This is a genomic window from Streptomyces sp. NPDC020875 (assembly GCF_040641415.1).
GTDB lineage: Bacteria > Actinomycetota > Actinomycetes > Streptomycetales > Streptomycetaceae > Streptomyces.
In genome coordinates, this window is sequence record NZ_JBFADP010000024.1 from 26,411 (window position 1) to 41,383 (window position 14,973).

9 protein-coding genes are annotated in these 14,973 nt (G+C 73.1%); all 9 read right to left on the reverse strand.

The features are described 5' to 3' along the window. Window positions 1–2 precede the first annotated feature (2 nt). The 9 genes from AB0G74_RS15975 to AB0G74_RS16015 all read right to left on the reverse strand — a co-directional run bounded on the left by AB0G74_RS15975 (window position 3) and on the right by AB0G74_RS16015 (window position 14,939). Window positions 3–1,325, reverse strand: a complete 1,323-nt coding sequence (locus AB0G74_RS15975; protein WP_361145972.1) for an O-antigen ligase domain-containing protein — start codon at window positions 1,323–1,325, stop codon at window positions 3–5. A gap of 1 nt (window position 1,326) precedes the next feature. Continuing rightward, on the reverse strand, window positions 1,327–2,850 hold the full coding sequence (locus AB0G74_RS15980; RefSeq protein WP_361145974.1) for a right-handed parallel beta-helix repeat-containing protein: 1,524 nt from the start codon (window positions 2,848–2,850) through the stop codon (window positions 1,327–1,329). Between the two features lie 123 nt (window positions 2,851–2,973). Next, entirely contained in the window at window positions 2,974–5,019 is a 2,046-nt protein-coding gene (locus tag AB0G74_RS15985; protein ID WP_361145977.1) for an alginate lyase family protein, read from the reverse strand. Next, window positions 5,016–7,445, reverse strand: coding sequence for a bi-domain-containing oxidoreductase (locus tag AB0G74_RS15990; protein WP_361145979.1), 2,430 nt, complete (start codon window positions 7,443–7,445; stop codon window positions 5,016–5,018). Before AB0G74_RS15990 ends, AB0G74_RS15985 begins: the two co-directional genes overlap by 4 nt. 35 nt (window positions 7,446–7,480) lie before the next feature. Next, complete coding sequence (gene asnB / locus AB0G74_RS15995; protein ID WP_361145981.1) at window positions 7,481–9,415, reverse strand: asparagine synthase (glutamine-hydrolyzing); 1,935 nt, start codon at window positions 9,413–9,415, stop codon at window positions 7,481–7,483. 15 nt (window positions 9,416–9,430) lie between these two features. Further along, the gene (locus tag AB0G74_RS16000) at window positions 9,431–11,005 is read right to left on the reverse strand and encodes a Wzz/FepE/Etk N-terminal domain-containing protein (protein WP_361145985.1); all 1,575 of its coding nucleotides are present in this window, start codon (window positions 11,003–11,005) and stop codon (window positions 9,431–9,433) included. Then, complete coding sequence (locus AB0G74_RS16005) at window positions 11,002–12,372, reverse strand: polysaccharide biosynthesis protein (RefSeq protein ID WP_361145988.1); 1,371 nt, start codon at window positions 12,370–12,372, stop codon at window positions 11,002–11,004. The genes AB0G74_RS16000 and AB0G74_RS16005 overlap by 4 nt, the downstream gene beginning before the upstream one ends. Next, a complete protein-coding gene (locus tag AB0G74_RS16010; protein WP_361145991.1) occupies window positions 12,362–13,633 on the reverse strand; it encodes a glycosyltransferase family 4 protein in 1,272 nt (423 codons plus the stop codon). Before AB0G74_RS16010 ends, AB0G74_RS16005 begins: the two co-directional genes overlap by 11 nt. Beyond that, window positions 13,623–14,939 (reverse strand): nucleotide sugar dehydrogenase, encoded by a 1,317-nt coding sequence (locus tag AB0G74_RS16015; protein ID WP_361145994.1) that lies wholly within the window; start codon window positions 14,937–14,939, stop codon window positions 13,623–13,625. The genes AB0G74_RS16010 and AB0G74_RS16015 overlap by 11 nt, the downstream gene beginning before the upstream one ends. Between the last annotated feature and the right edge of the window lie 34 nt (window positions 14,940–14,973).

Consider the following 14,973-nt stretch of genomic DNA (forward strand, 5'->3'; position numbering starts at 1 on the left):
GCTCAGGAATACCTCCGGTCCCGGGACCAACGCGGGATCTGTCGTCGGGGCGTGGCGGGCGCCGGGTGGGGCGCGTCGGCGGGGACCGTCAGCAGGGCGGCGGCCACGGTGAGATGGAGCAGATACGGCGAGGCGTCGCCCAGGCCCGCCTCGGTGTACGACGCGATCGCGCAGTAGCTGATCAGGAAGATGGCGCAGGCCCTGGGCAGGGACGGGGGCCGCAGCAGGGCGACGCCGCCGAGGACGGCGATCGCCGCCGCGACCAGGGTGAGACCGGTCAGGCCCTGTTCGTGGTAGACGGCCAGCCAGCTGTTGTCGATCGGCAGCCCGCCGAAGGACTTGTCGCCAAGACCCACCCCGAACAGCTCCTTGAGGGTCGACCGGTCCTGGGACAGCAGCGCGTCCCAGACCTTGGCCCGGCCGGTGAGGCTGGTGAAGTTCTCCTGGCTCTGGCCGCGCAGAAACCACTCCCGGAGCGCGGAGGCGAAGCCGACCGCCGCGACCACCGCGCCCAGCACGGCCCAGGTGAAGAGGCGGCGGGCGGCGGCGCTGGTCAGTACGAGCGAGCCGATCGCCAGGGTCAGTCCGATCAGCAGACCGAGTGTGGCCGTTCTGGTGTGGGTCAGGGCGAGCAGGACCAGGGACGGCACGATGATCACCACGGCGCTGAGCCGGTCGGTCCTGCGGCCCAGGACGAGCAGTACGGTGAGCCCGGTGATCACGGCCGCGTACTGGCCGATCTGCGGCGGGGTGAGCGGCCACAGGGCGCCGACCAGCCGCCCGCCGTACAGCTCGGGCATGGCGGCGCCCGGGGAGACGGCCGCGCCGGCGACCACCGAGCCGAGGACCGCGAAGTACATCCGGATGTGGTGGCGGACGAAGGCCGGTCCGTCGCCCCACCAGCGGGTGAGCAGCCAGAGCGTGCCGACGAACAGCCCCAGCCGGGCGCAGCGGAACAGGGCGCCGAGCCCCGACTCCAGTTGCAGGCTGGAGATCACGCTCGGTACCAGCAGCAGGGTGAGCAGCAGCATGAAGGCGCTGGGCCGGATCCGCAGCCGGAGGTTGACGGCCAGCGCCAGGGTGAAGGCGGCGACCAGCGCGCCCATGGTGACCATCTGGATCAGGGAGCGGGGCAGCGGGACGACCGTCTTCGCCCCGGCGGAGCCGAGCGTGTTGAGGATCAGCAGCGCCCAGACGATCCCGACTGTCCTCGGGGTCCGGCCGGGGCGCGCCGTCCCGGCTGTTCCCGCGGCCCCCGCGGTTTCGGTGGTCCCGGTGGTTTCGGTGGTCCCCGGTGGTCCGTCGTGGCGTGGCTCCCCGGTCATCTCAGCCACCGGCCCGCGGGTCGAGGGTGCTCCCGGTGTCCTGCTGGTACGGCAGGCTCTGCCACTGCCCGAAGTCGAGTACCCGGCTCGGGTCGTGGGCGACGAAGTGCCAGGGGCCGAGATAGACATTGTCGTACCAGCGGTTGCGCTGCTCGTGGGTGATCGCCCGGGCGACCCCCTCGCCCTGGTACGGCGACCAGTCCGGGAAGGTGCCGTAGTTGGCCAGGACCGCCATCCGGTCGCATTTGACCGTGCAGCCGACGGCGGACTTGTCGAGGACGAAACGGTTTTCGTGGATCTCCACCCGCTGGGTCTTCCAACGGCAGTCGGAGAACAGCGGGGCGGTGCCGATCCCCGGCCGTACGCACCGTCCGGGCTTGTCGACGAGGCGGGTGCAGTCCCCGGAGGAGGTGTTGGCGGGGCTGTTGCAGAACCGGTCGGCGTTCTCCCAGAGGGTGATGCCGGACCAGTTGTCCTCCAGGACGTTCCGAAAGATCTCGATCTTGTCGGTACGGGCCCGGATCCGTGGTTCGCCGCCGGACTCGGAGACGTAGACGGTGGCGAAGGGGAAGCCGTCGCCGCGTTCGGCGTGGCGGCGGCCGTCGACCCGGTTGTTCCGGCGGATCGTGTTCTCCCGGACGACCGCGTTGTAGCTGGTCTCGTAGATCAACGCGGCGCCGTCATTGGCCTCGATCAGATTCCGCTCGATGAGGAAGTCGTTGTTGTTGGTGTCCGCCCACAGCCCGGCGCCCCGGTTGTCGTGGACCCAGTTGCCGCGTACGTCGGCACCGTCGACGGCCCAGAACTTCACTCCCCCGGTACAGCCGCAGCCCGGCCGCCGCCGCTCCCAGTCGCCGGTGTTGTTGCCCGTGATCTCATTGCCCTCGACCACGAGACCGCCGATCCGGCCGGTGGCCTTGTACGCGTTCATCCCGTACTGGCCGTTGTCGCGCAGACAGCTGCCGCTGACCCTCTGACGGTTCCCGGCCATCAGCCCGGCACCCGAGTTGTGCTGGATCGTCGTCCGGTCGATCACCCAGCCGTCGGCCGAGTCGTGGTTGACCACGCCTTCGTTGTGCGGGGCGACGAAGTTCTGCACGGTCAGCTGACGGACGGTGACATCGGGGGCGGTCCCGCCGAACGCGTACTGGTTGGTCCGGGCCCCGTCGAGGACCGCGCCCGGCGCCCCCAGATAGCGGTTGCCCCGTTTGGGGACGACCTGGGCATAGCGGTACGGCGGCAGCCGGTGCTCGCCGGGGCGGAGCCAGAACGTGGTGTTCGGGGGGTTGCTCCGGGTCTTGGCGGCCAGATCGCCGATCACCCCGGGGTCGACCGTGACCGCGCCCGCCGGGGCCCGGACGGGACCGGCGGCGGGCCGGTCGCAGACCCGGGCCGGGGGGCGGGCCACGGCGGTCGTCGGCGCGACGGTCGGCGGGGCCGGAACGGCCTGCGGGCCCTCGCAGCCCGTCGCCAGCAGGGCCGGTGCCGCCACCGGCACCGCCCAGTTCCGCCACTTGAACGCCACGCGCCCTCCCTGGTCGTCTCTTCGGATGTCGCCGGGCACCGCAGTCGCGGTCCGGCCTTCTCGTACGGATGCGGCGGTTTCCCGGTCCCGGCGGCGCCGGGCCCGGGATCCGCTCCGGTGTCGTCAGTCGTCCGCGCCCCGCCGAGGGGAGTCGCGGAAGCGGAGTACGGTGACGAACTCGCCGGGCGACCCGGACGACCCGGGCTGCCCCGTGGGTCGGGTGGGTGCTGTGGGTCCGGTGGGGCCTGTGCCTCCGGCCGGCCCGGTGCCGATGAGCGTCGTGGCGGGCTCCCGGCGGCCGAAACCCGCCGAGTACCAGCCCAGCGGCGGATCGGTCTCGCCCCGGTGCGCCCGCCAGTCCAGCTCCCCGGGCAGTTCGAGTACCGCCGAGCGGTTCTCGCCGTCCCGGGACCAGGTCAGCAGCGCCCGGTTCCCCACCAGCTCCGCGGTGACCGCCGGGCCGAGGTGGAACGCCAGCCGGGCGGCCCGGCGGGGTCCCCTTACCTCGTCGACCACCCGCAGCTCCCGGGCGGCGGCGTCCAGTTCCACCCGGCGCCGGTGCGCGGAGCGCCCGTATCCGTCGTGTTCGGCGGACCAGCGGGCCGGGCCCGCGTCGGGGGTGTCCACGGCCAGCACCCGGCTGCGGGCCTGCCGGAGCCACAGGAACGGGCCGCCCGAGCCGGACTGGTCGGTGCCGTCCAGTTCCAGGGTGTTGTGGCCGATGGTCGACCGGAAGTACCGCCGCCACTCGGGCTGCCCGTGATAGCAGTACGTCCCCGGGTCGGCGAGGATGTCGACCCCGTCGTGCCGGACCTCCACGGAGAGCGCGTCCGCGTGGGCGTGCGCGGCGATGGAGAGGAAGCCGTGCGGGCCGCCGTCGCAGCGGCACCAGATCTCCCCCGTGTCCCCGGGGGCGCGCAGTACGGTCAGGCCCGCGTCGGCGAAGTGAGCGGGCCGGACCGCCGGGCGGCCCCCGGCCGCTGCCGGTGCCGGGGGCCGGATCAGCGCGGCCAGCAGCGGGGTGCGGACATCGGTCCCGGTCACCTCGGGCCACCAGTCGAGCCGGCCGAAGACGGCGTCCCCGGTGGCCAGAAGGGAGCCCCAGCGGTCGGTCCCCGTACCGTCCACGACCAGGCCGTGCCCGTCGTCGGCGTCGCCCTGGCGCGGTGGCCGTAATCGGCTGTCGACGACGGCGGCGAGCGCGTCGGTCATCCGCAGCAGCTCCCGCCGGAGGGTACCGGGGACCGGCACCCGTGCCGCGTCCGCCTCGGCCACCGCCGCCAGGCCCAGCTCCAGCACCAGGCCGTGGTACTCGGTGGCCAGTTCGCGGTTGAGGCCGGAGCCGAAGGTGTTGTTCCGCAGCTCCCGGTCGAGCGACCGCAGCGCTTCGGCCCGCAGCCGCGCCGAACCGGGGAACCATCCGAACGCGCAGGCCGCCGCCGCCTGTCCGGCCGTCTCGGCGATGACATGGTTGTTCGCCGACGATCCCCGGCTGGGGAAGGCGGTCAGCCAGCGCTGGTGGTGCCAGATCTGCCCGAGCGCCACCGGGTTGTCCTCGAAGAGTCCGGCCGCGCCGGGCCAGCCGTGGAGGAGGCGGCGGATCCAGACCCAGGAGATCAGCCGGATCCCCAGCTCGATACCGCTGACCCAGTGCACTCCGCGCAGCGGCGGATTCGCCGTCCACCAGGACCTCAGATGGGCGGCGACCCGTTCGGCGTACCGCTCGTCGCCGGTGACGGCGTAGGCGGCGGCGAGCACGGTCAGGTACTGGTGCCGGGACGGCTCCCAGATCTGTTTGATGTCGCCGACCGCGTCCTCGTCCCGGTACGGGACGTCGAAGGCGTAGCCGTCCGGGGCGCGGCGGCCGGTCTTCGGGTCGTAGCACCAGTCCGGGTCGGCCAGGTCGTCGCGGTCGACGCCGAAGAACCGGGCGTGCCCGGCCAGCAGCCGGTCCGCGTCGGCGACCAGTCGTTTCACCGCGTCCGCGGGGATGCCCTCGATCGTCCCGGCGGGCAGTACGGCGGTGAACCGGGCGCCCCGGGTGACCGGGGCCTCCGGTGACGCCGCCCGCCACCGCCGTCTGCGGAGCGTGTCGCCCGCCCGGCCGCCGATCTCCCGCGGCCCCATCCGGGACAGCCGCCGCAGATACCAGCCCGCGGTCATGGTCATGGTGTCCTCGCCAGGGTCACCGGCGCGCCGGTGGCCAGCGCCTCCGGTACGGCGAGGGTGGCCGCCGTGGTCGCGGCCAGCGACTCCAGCGGTATCGGCATCGGCCCGCCGGTCCGTACGGCCGTGAGGAACGCGTCGAGCTGGGCGCGCTGGCCCTTGTCCCGGGCCTTGGCGATCCTCGGTCCGGTCCACCGCTTGCGGCCGTACACCGAGGCGCGGACGAAGTCGTCGAGCCGGAGCGCCCGGCCGTCCGCGACCAGGTCCAGGGTCTCCTTGGGGAAGCCGGAGGGACCGGTGGTGACATAGCCGATGGTGGCGGTGGAGCCGTCCGGATAGCCGAGGACGACCTGCAGATCGGCGTGGCCGGGGGTGGCGGTCGCGTACACCGAGACGGGGTCGGCGCCGAGCAGCCAGCTCACCGTGTCGACGAAGTGTCCGCCCTCGCCGGTGAACCGTGAGCCCTCGGTCGACTGCCGCAGATACCAGCTGCCGTGATCCAGTCGGCCCGCGTTGACGAGGTACCGGACGTTCGCCGGTCCGCTACGGGTGCCGAACCGGCCCCGGGCCTGGCGGAGCAGGGGGGCGAACCGGCGGTTGAAGCCGACCTGGAGCCGGTCGTTGCCGGACTCGTCCACCGCGGCGAGCACCTTGGCCAGTTCGTCCCGGCCGAGCGCCAGCGGCTTCTCGACGAAGACCGTCTTGCCCGCGAGCAGGGCCCGGCGGGTCAGTTCGGCGTGCGAGCTGTGCCGGGTGACCACGAAGACCGCGTCGATCGCGGGATCGCCGAGTACGGCGTCGAGATCGGTGGTCGCCGCGGCGAAGCCGAACTTGTGGCGGGCGTTGGCCGCGGAGAGCGCCGTCGTGGTGACGACCGTCGACAGGTTGACGCCGTCGCGCCGGGTCAGATGCGGCAGCAGCATCGACGTCGCGTAGTTCCCCGCGCCGACGAACGCCAGCCGGACCGGCGCCCCGGCGGCCCTGGCCCGGACGGCGGTCCGGGCGCCGGAGCCCTTCGCCCCGGGGGCGGTCGCCGCCGGGGGCCGTACGGGGGCGGCCGGGGCGGTGTCCGAGACGTTCGGGGTCTCCGGGGCGCCGGAGGTGTCGCGGGCGTCGGAGGTGTCGGAGGTGTCCCCCGTCTCCCGGGCGGTCCCGTCCGCTCCGGCGGCCCCCGTGTCCTCGGACTCCGCGGCGGCCCCGGCATCCGTCGTCGGCCCGGTCTGCCCGGTCTCTCCGGTCTGCCCGGCGGTCCCGGCATCCGTCCCGGCCGGTTCCGCGTGCCCGGTGTCCGCCGTCGTCCCCGTGTCCCCCGGGTACCGGAAGAGCACCGCGACGGCCTTCAGATCGCCGTCCTTCAGCCGCCGGTACGTCTCCACGGCGGTACCGAAGTCCGCGATATGGGAGATCAGGGGCTCCACGTCGATCCGCCCCCGGGCGATCAGATCGAGGAAGCAGGCCAGATTGCGGCGCTCGGTCCAGCGGACGTAGCCGATCGGGTAGTCGCGCCCCTCCAGCTCGTACTCGGGGTCGTAGCGCCCGGGGCCGTAGGAGCGGGAGAACCGGACGTCCAGCTCCTTCTCGTAGTACGCGTTCCAGGGCAGGTCCAGCCGGCACTTGCCGATGTCGACGACCCGGCCCCGGTCCCGGCTCAGCCGGGCGGCCAGCTCCACGGGCTGGTTGCTGCCTCCGCCCGCGGCCAGATACACCTGGTCCACTCCGTGGCCGCCGGTGAGTTCGGCGACGGCCCGCTCCACGGCCGTGGAGCCGGGATCGCCGCAGGCCGCGGCGCCCAGCCTCTCGGCCAGCTCGCAGCGGGCCGGATCCGGGTCGGCGCCGACCACGACCGCGCCCGAGGCCGTCAGCAGCTGCGCCACGAGCTGTCCGATCAGGCCGAGGCCGATGACCAGCGCCACCTCGCCGAGCTGCGGTTCGCCCCGGCGGACGCCCTGCATCGCGATCGCCCCGACGGTGCCGAAGGCGGCGTGGCGGGGCGCGAGTCCGTCCGGGACCCGGGCGTAGAGATTCCTCGGCACCCAGTTCAGTTCGGCGTGCAGCGCGTGCTCGTTGCCCGCGCAGGCCACCAGGTCGCCGACGGCCACGTCGTCGATCCCGGTACCGACCCGCTCGACCACCCCGCACAGCGAATAGCCCAGCGGGGTGTAGGAGTCCAGCTTGCCCATCACCTTGCGGTAGGTGGGCCCCACCCCGTTGGTGGCGACGCTCTGCACCACCTTCGCCACCTGGTCCGGCCGGGAGCGGGCCTTGCCCAGCATCGACATCCCGGCCTCGGACACCTTCATCAGCTCGGTGCCGGTGGAGATCAGCGAGTAGCCGCTGCGGACCAGCACACCGCCCGGCTTGCACCCCGGCACCGGCACGTCGAGCAGCGCCAGCTCGCCGCTCTTGTAGTTCTGTACGACCTGTTTCACCGAAGTCCCTCTTGTCTTGGTTGTCCGCTCGGTCTCTACGCCGTCAGGGAAGGGGCCCGGCCCGCCTCGGAGGTCGCGCCGCGATACCAGTACTCCAGGGTCAGCACATGCCAGAGATGCTTGGAGAAGTCCCGCTGTCCGGCGGCGTCCTCGGCGGCCAGCCGGGCCAGCGCGTCCCGGCGCAGCAGCCCGGATCGGACCAGTACGCCGTCATGGATCACCTCGCGGACCAGCGGCGCCAGATCCCGGCTCATCCAGGCCCGCAGCGGCGCGCTGAAGAGGCCCTTGGGCCGGTAGACGATCTCCCGGGGCAGGATCGAGGTGGCCGCCTCCTTGAGTACGGCCTTGCCCTGCCGTCCGACGATCTTGCGGTCGCCGGGTACGGCGAAGGCCGCCTTGACCACCTCGACGTCGACGTACGGCACCCGTACCTCGGTGGAGGCCGCCATGCTCGACCGGTCCGTGTAGGCGAGGTTGAGGCCCGGCAGGAACATCCGGGTATCGCCCAGGCACATCCGGTTAACGAAGTCGTCGAGGTCGTTGTCCCGGTAGACGTCGGCGTGTTCGGTGAGGACGTCCTCGACCGTCCCGGCCAGGTCCGGATCGACCAGGGCGAGCAGCTCGTCCCGGTCGTACATGGTGTAGCTGCGCCGGAAGGCGGTCTCCTCCGGCAGATCGGCGAAGGAGAGGAACCGTTTGGCGAACCGCACCGACCGGTAGCCCCGGCGGGCCGACGCGACCGGCAGCCGGTCCACGGCCCCGGACAGACCGCGCCGCAGAGGCCCCGGGATCCGCTGGTAGCGCAGGGCGAGCAGATTGGCCAGATGCTTGCGGTAGCCGGCGAACAGTTCGTCGGCGCCCATCCCGGAGAGCATCACCTTGACCCCGGCGTCCCGGGCGGCCGAGCAGATCAGATAGGTGTTGATCGCGGCCGGGTCGCCGATCGGCTCGTCCAGGTGGTACGTCATCTTCGGCAGCAGATCGAGCACCTTGGGCGCGATCTCGATCTCGTGCAGTTCGACCCCGAACCGGCGGGCCACCTGCCGGGCGTAGCGCAGATCGTCCGGCATGGCCTCGAACCGGGCGTCCTCGGCCCGGAATCCGATGGTGTAGGCGGAGATCCCGGGCCGGTCGCGGGCGGCCAGGGCGGTCAGATAGCTGGAGTCGAGCCCGCCGGAGAGAAACGTCGCCACCGGTACGTCGGAGAGCAGATGGCGCCGGGTGGACTCCGCGACCACGGCGGCCACGTCCGGATAATCGCCCGCGTCGGCCCGGTCGCGGGCCTCGGCGGCGACGTCCCGCAGGTTCCAGTACCGGCCGCGCTCGATCCGGCCGTCGGGGCGGCAGCGCAGCCAGCTCCCCGGCGGCAGCTTCTCCGCCTCGCGGAAGGCGCAGCGGGAGTCGGGTACCCAGTAGTAGAGGAGGGACGCCACCAGGGCCGCGTGGTCGACCTCCAGTGTGCCGCCGGACACGGCGGCCAGTGCCTTCAGTTCGGAGGCGAAGAGCAGGCCGTCGCCGCGCCGCAGGACGAACAGCGGCTTGACGCCGAGCTGGTCGCGGGCGAGTACCAGCTCCCCGGTCCGCTCGTCGAAGACCGCGAACGCGAACATGCCGCGCAGCCGGGGCAGGCAGTCCGTGCCCCAGCGGCGCCACGCCTCCAGCAGGACCTCGGTGTCGGAGGTGCCGCGGAAGCGCACCCCGGCGGCGGCCAGTTCGGTACGGAGTTCGGGCGCGTTGTACAGCTCGCCGTTGTACGTCAGGGCGAGGCCGTCCGAGACCATCGGCTGCGCGCCGGTCTCGGAGAGGTCGATCACGGCCAGTCTGCGGTGCCCGAGGTGGACCTCCCCGTCACCGGCCGGATGGCTGTACCGGCCCGCCCCGTCGGGTCCCCGGTGGGCGAGGACGTCGGTGAGCCGGTCGGTGACGGCCCGCCCGTCCGGCCATCGGTATGCGCCTGCGATGCCACACATGTTCTACCGCGCCTCCTAGTCGCTGTCCGGGACCCGCGCGGCGGGCCTGGGCGGCCGCTCCGTCCGCGGCCGGCCCGTCTGGTTCTGCGGCGCCTGCCGCTCGGTCAGCGGCCGGCCGGTCCCGTTCCGGGGAGCGGGCCGCTCCTGGGCGCCGACCGGCGCGGTGGGGGTTCCGTCCCACAGCGTGCCGTCGGTCCTGTCCCGGGGATCGGGGTCGATCAGCACCACCCCGATCACCGGGACGCGCTGGTCGGCGAGTTGCCGGGCCACGGTGTGCAGCCAGGCCGCGCTGCCGTGCCCGGCGCGTACCACCAGGACGGCCCGGTGGCCCAGATGGCGCAGGTCGGTCCAGGCCGTACCGGGCGCGACGGAGCCGACCCCGATCCGGCGGGTCCGCGGCGGTACGGACTCGGCGGCCTCGCCGCCGACCACGGCCGGGTCCTCCGGCGTTCGGCGGCTGTCGGCCAGCTCCTTGCCGGGCAGCCCGTCGACGAGGACGACCGGGCCGTCGTCGGCCAGCTCCCGGGCGAGGCCGAGGGCGATCCGGCCCGTGCCGCGCGCGCAGCCCAGTTCCAGCAGCGAGACCGGTTCCGCGGAGCCGCGTACGGTACGGGCCAGGGTGGCAGTGAGCCGGTCCCGCTCCGCCCGGACGCCCCGGCGCCGCCAGGGCAGGACCGGGAGGCGGGGAGCGCGGCGCAGCTCGGCGATCACCGAGGCTCCGAGGTGGGCCGCGATCTCCCGGCGCAGTACGGGCCGGTCGGCGACCACGGTGCCGACCGCGGCCCAGGCCAGTCCGACGACCAGCCCGAGAACGAGTCCGATGGCGGCGTTGGTGACGGCGGTTCTCGGCAGGGAGTACCGGACGGCGCGCGGGCCGTCCACGATCCGGGTTCCGGCGACGACCCGGGGCGTGCCGGTACGGGCCTCGGCGGCGCGCTGGTCGAAGTCGGCGATCCGGGAGTTCAGTTCGGCCCGGCGGGCGTAGAGCGATTCGGTGCTCGCCGCCGACTCGGGGGCGCTCTCCGGCGCCCGCTTCCCGATGGCCGCGTTGACCCGGGCCAGTTCCTCCCGCATCCGGTCGCGCTGTTCGAGCAGGGCGTCGGCCTCGGCGGCGGCGGCCTCCCGCATCCGCCGGACGTGGTCGGCGACGAACGCGTCGGCCAGCGCCTGCGCCCGGGCCACAGCCTGGGTGTCGTCGGCGCCCTCGGCCTCGATCCGGAGCAGGTTGTTGGTGATTCCGGCGGCCCGGTACCGGCCCATGAACTCCTCGGGATCCTCGGTGGACTTGAGGGCCTTCAGGGCCTCGGCCGCGATCCGGGTGGTCCCGAGGAGCGCGACATCGGTACGAATCAGGGTGCCGGTGTCGTTGGGATGGTCCTCCTGGTGGGCGACGAGCACCGTGGTCGTGGCGGTCGGCGGCGGTGGCAGCAGGACCGCGACGGCGACCCCGGCCAGCAGCCCGAGCAGCGCCACCGACGACCAGAGGCGGCGGCGTCTGCGGACCGCCACCACCAGTGCGTGGAGGTCCAGCAGGGGGGAGGCGGCGTCGGACGGTGGTGGCAGTGGTAGTGGGGTCGTACGTGTCGTCACACCGGCTCTCCCGTCGTGCGGCCGCCCGCCGCGAGGGCCGGAGCGGGGTCCTCGGCGGCGGTCCGGCCCGCGGGGCGTGCCGTACGGTCCCGGACCGGGCCCGCCACGACGACGCCGACGATCTCGTGTCCGCCGTCCGCGCACGCCTCGGCGATCGCGGTCAGCTCACCCGGGGTCCGGCTTCCGGCGGTCAGCACGATCAGGGCTCCGGACTCGGTGTCGCGGTCGGGCACCATCGGCCGGTCGGCCGGGACCCGGACCATCCGGAGCCGGGGATCGGCGTCGGCCTCGGCGACGAGCCGTCCGGCGGCCAGGGCGGCGATCTCGTCCCCGTCCGGGACGACGACCAGCAGCCGGCGGGGGGCGGGCAGCCGCTCCCGGAGCCGGGCGCACACCCGCCGGTAGCGGATCCCGCGGCTGGCCTCGTCCCCCGAGGTGTGCGGGGCCGGTACGTCCCACCGGGTGTCGATACCGAGCAGCCGGCGGATCAGGGCTCCCCGGCCTGCGGGTCCCGGCGCGTCCGCGACCCGTTCGCCGGGGACGTCGACGGTGCCCAGCGGGGTGGACCCCAGCGCCGCGGCGATCTCCGGTTCGGTGCGCGGTCTGCGGTTCATCCGGGCGGCGGTGAGCTGGACGACGACCGCGAGCAGTACGGCCAGTACGGCCCCGGCGGCGATCAGCTGGGTCCTGGTGGGCGGGGCCTCCCCGGCCGGCCGGGTCGCGGGCCCCATCACGACCATGCCCGCCTTGTTGGCCGCCGGGTCGGCTTCCTCCAGCTTTCTCATCGCCTCTTCCAATGCGGTACGCAGCTTCTCCAGCGCCGTACGGGCCTGCACGCTCTCCACGCTGCGCCCCGGGTCGGCCGCCTCGGCGAGTTCGGTGATCCGGCGGTTGGTCTCCGCCACCTTCCGCCGCAGCGCCTCGGGGCCCGTGGCCGCGTCGGACTCGGTGTCGTCGCCCGCGATCCGGGCGGCGAAGCCGATGAACTGCTGGGCCACCCGGTCGGCGAGCTGCCGGGCCCGTTCCGGGGTCTCGGCCGTACCGGAGATCCTGATGATGTTCCCGTCGGTGGTACCGGCGCTCACCCGGTCCCGCAGTTCGCCGCCGCCGACGCCCGGCCAGCCGAGCGCGGCGGCCGTCCGGTCGACCACCGCCGAACTGGTCGCGATCTCCACCTGGGTGAGCAGCTCGCGCTCCTCCCACTGCCCCGGCAGCAGGACCGACGCCGACGAGGTGTAGCGCGGCGGGAAGAGCGCCGAGGTGCCGTAGCCGAGGATGGCACCCACCACGGCGAGGACGGTGAGCAGCCGCCAGCGCAGCCGGAGCAGCCGCCCGATCGTCGCCAGGCGGATCGTGTCATCGGTCAAGAGCGCGGCCACTTCCCTTTCCGGCCTGATCGCCCGCCGGTACGGCGGGGTTCTCCCGGACGGCAGCGGCATAGGCGGCGAGCAGCGCCGTCTGCGAATTCCGCCAGGACAGCGGCCCGTCGACCCGTTCCCGGCCGATCCGGCCCATCCGGGCGCGCCGGTCGGGGTCGTCCAGCAGCAGGGCGATCAGCCGGGCGAACTCGGCCTCGTCGTCGTCGGGGGCGTAGACGGCGGCGTCCCCGGCGGAGACCCTGGCCTCCTTGAGGTCGAAGGAGACGATGGCCCGGCCCATCGCCATGTACTCCAGGACCTTGTTCATGGTCGACACGTCGTTGAGCGGATTGCACGGGTCGGGCGAGAGACAGACGTCCGCGGTGGAGAGACAGCGGACCAGGTCGGCGTCGGGGATCCGGCCGGTGAACTCCACCTGGTCGGAGAGCCCGAGTCGCCGGGAGAGCTCCACCATGGCGTCGAAGGCGTCGCCGGAGCCGATGAAGACGGCGTGCCAGTCGGTCCTGCCCTGTTCGTCGCGGAGCTTCGCCAGGGCCCGCAGGGCGTAGTCGACCCCGTCCTGGGGGCCCATGACGCCGAGATAGCAGAGCAGATGCGGTTTGCCGCGCTTCAACCCGGGCTCGGGCGGCACCGGCTGGAACCGGTCGGTCACCGGCGCGCTGCGGACCACGAAGACGTCCTCGGGGCGCCGCCCGCCGCGGCGGATCGCGACCTCCCGGTAGCTCTCGTTGGTGGCGATGACGATGTCGGAGACCCGGTACGTCAGCCGTTCCAGGGCGCGAACGGCCCGGTAGAGCAGGTCCTCGCCCCGGTCGAAGCGGGAGAGGTACAGCTCGGGGACCAGGTCGTGCTGGTCGAAGACGAACCGGGCGCCCCGGCGCTTCAGCCGGAGGGCGGGCAGGAAGAGGAGATCGGGCGGGTTGCAGGCGTGGACGACATCGACCGGGCCGACCCTGCGGGCCAGCCGGGTGGTGTGCCAGAGCGCCGATCCGTACTCCCGCAGATAGCCGGCCGGGCCTCCGGTGGCCGCCCGCAGCGGATAGCGGAGGATCCGGATCCCGTCGATCTCGATCTCGGGTTCGGTGTCCCGTTTGGTGCCGCGGGGGCAGATGACATGCACTTCCCAGCCCGCGTCGCGCAGGGTCGTGCACTCCTGCCATACCCGCCGGTCGAACGGCACCGACAGGTTCTCCACCAGGATCAGGGCGCGTCGTTTCACGCGGTCGCCGCCGTTCGGTTCACCAAGCAAGGCCCATGTACCCCGGTTCGGCCCGGCGCGCCTCGGCGTCGGGAAGGCGGACGAGGTCGATCAGTACGGGGCCCTCACCGTGCGGCAGCCCCGACAACACGGCCGGATCGCTGGTGCCGACGATGCAGACCTCGGCGTGTTCGAGGACCTCGGCGACGGAGTCCGCGAGCAGCTGCGCCAGATGCGGCAGCCGGGTCTCGATGTATTCGCGGTTGGCGCCGAGCAGCCGGGAGAGGCTCACATTGGCGTCGTGGATCCGCAGGTCGTAGCCCTTGCCGAAGAGCCGCTCCGCCAGCTCGACCAGGGGGCTTTCGCGGAGGTCGTCGGTGCCGGGTTTGAAGGAGAGGCCGAGGAGTCCGACCCGGCGCTTGCCGGTCCGTTCGACCAGTTCGACGGCGCGCTGCAGATGGGCGGAGTTGGAGGGCAGGACATGGGCCAGGATGGGTACCGAGACATCGGCCCGTTGCGCGGCGTGGACCAGGCTGCGTAAGTCCTTGGGCAGGCAGGAGCCGCCGAAGGCGAAGCCGGGCCGCAGATAGGCGGGGCTGATGTTGAGTTTGCGGTCGGCCAGGAAGACGTCCATCACCTGGTGCGAGTCGACGCCGAGTGCCTGGCAGACCGCGCCCAGCTCATTGGCGAAGCCGATCTTGAGGCCGTGGAAGGCGTTGTCCGCGTATTTGATCGCCTCGGCCGTCGGCACGGGCACCCGGAACACCTCGCCGGGTAAGCCCTCGTAGAGCGCCGCCACCGCGTCGCCGTCGGCGGGACCGAGCTGGCCGATGACGGTCTTGGGCGGGTCGAAGAAGTCCCGCACGCTGGTGCCCTCGCGCAGGAACTCCGGATTGACGGCGACCCCGAAGTCCACCCCGGCGGTGCCGCCCGCGCTCTTCTCCAGGATCGGGACCAGCAGATTCATACAGGTACCCGGGAGCATGGTGCTGCGGAAGACCACGGTCTGCCGGCCGCCCCGTTCGGCGATCGCGGCGCCGATCTGCTCGGTGACCCGCTCCAGATAGGTGGTGCACAGACTGCCGTTGGGCTCCGACGGCGTACCGACGCAGATCAGGGAGATCTCGCTGCCCTCGATCGCCTCGCGGACGTCGGTGGTGGCGCGCAGCGCCCCGGATCCGACGACCCCGGCGATCAGCTCGCCGATCCGTTCCTCGACCACCGGGGCCTTGCCCTCATTGACCAGGTCGACCTTGACCTGGTTGACGTCGACTCCGATGACCTCGTGCCCCAGCTCGGCCAGGCAAGCGGCCGATACACAGCCCACATAGCCGAGCCCGAAAACGCTGACCCTCATGCCCTGTCCCTCCGCCCGGGCAGGCCCTGGCGGC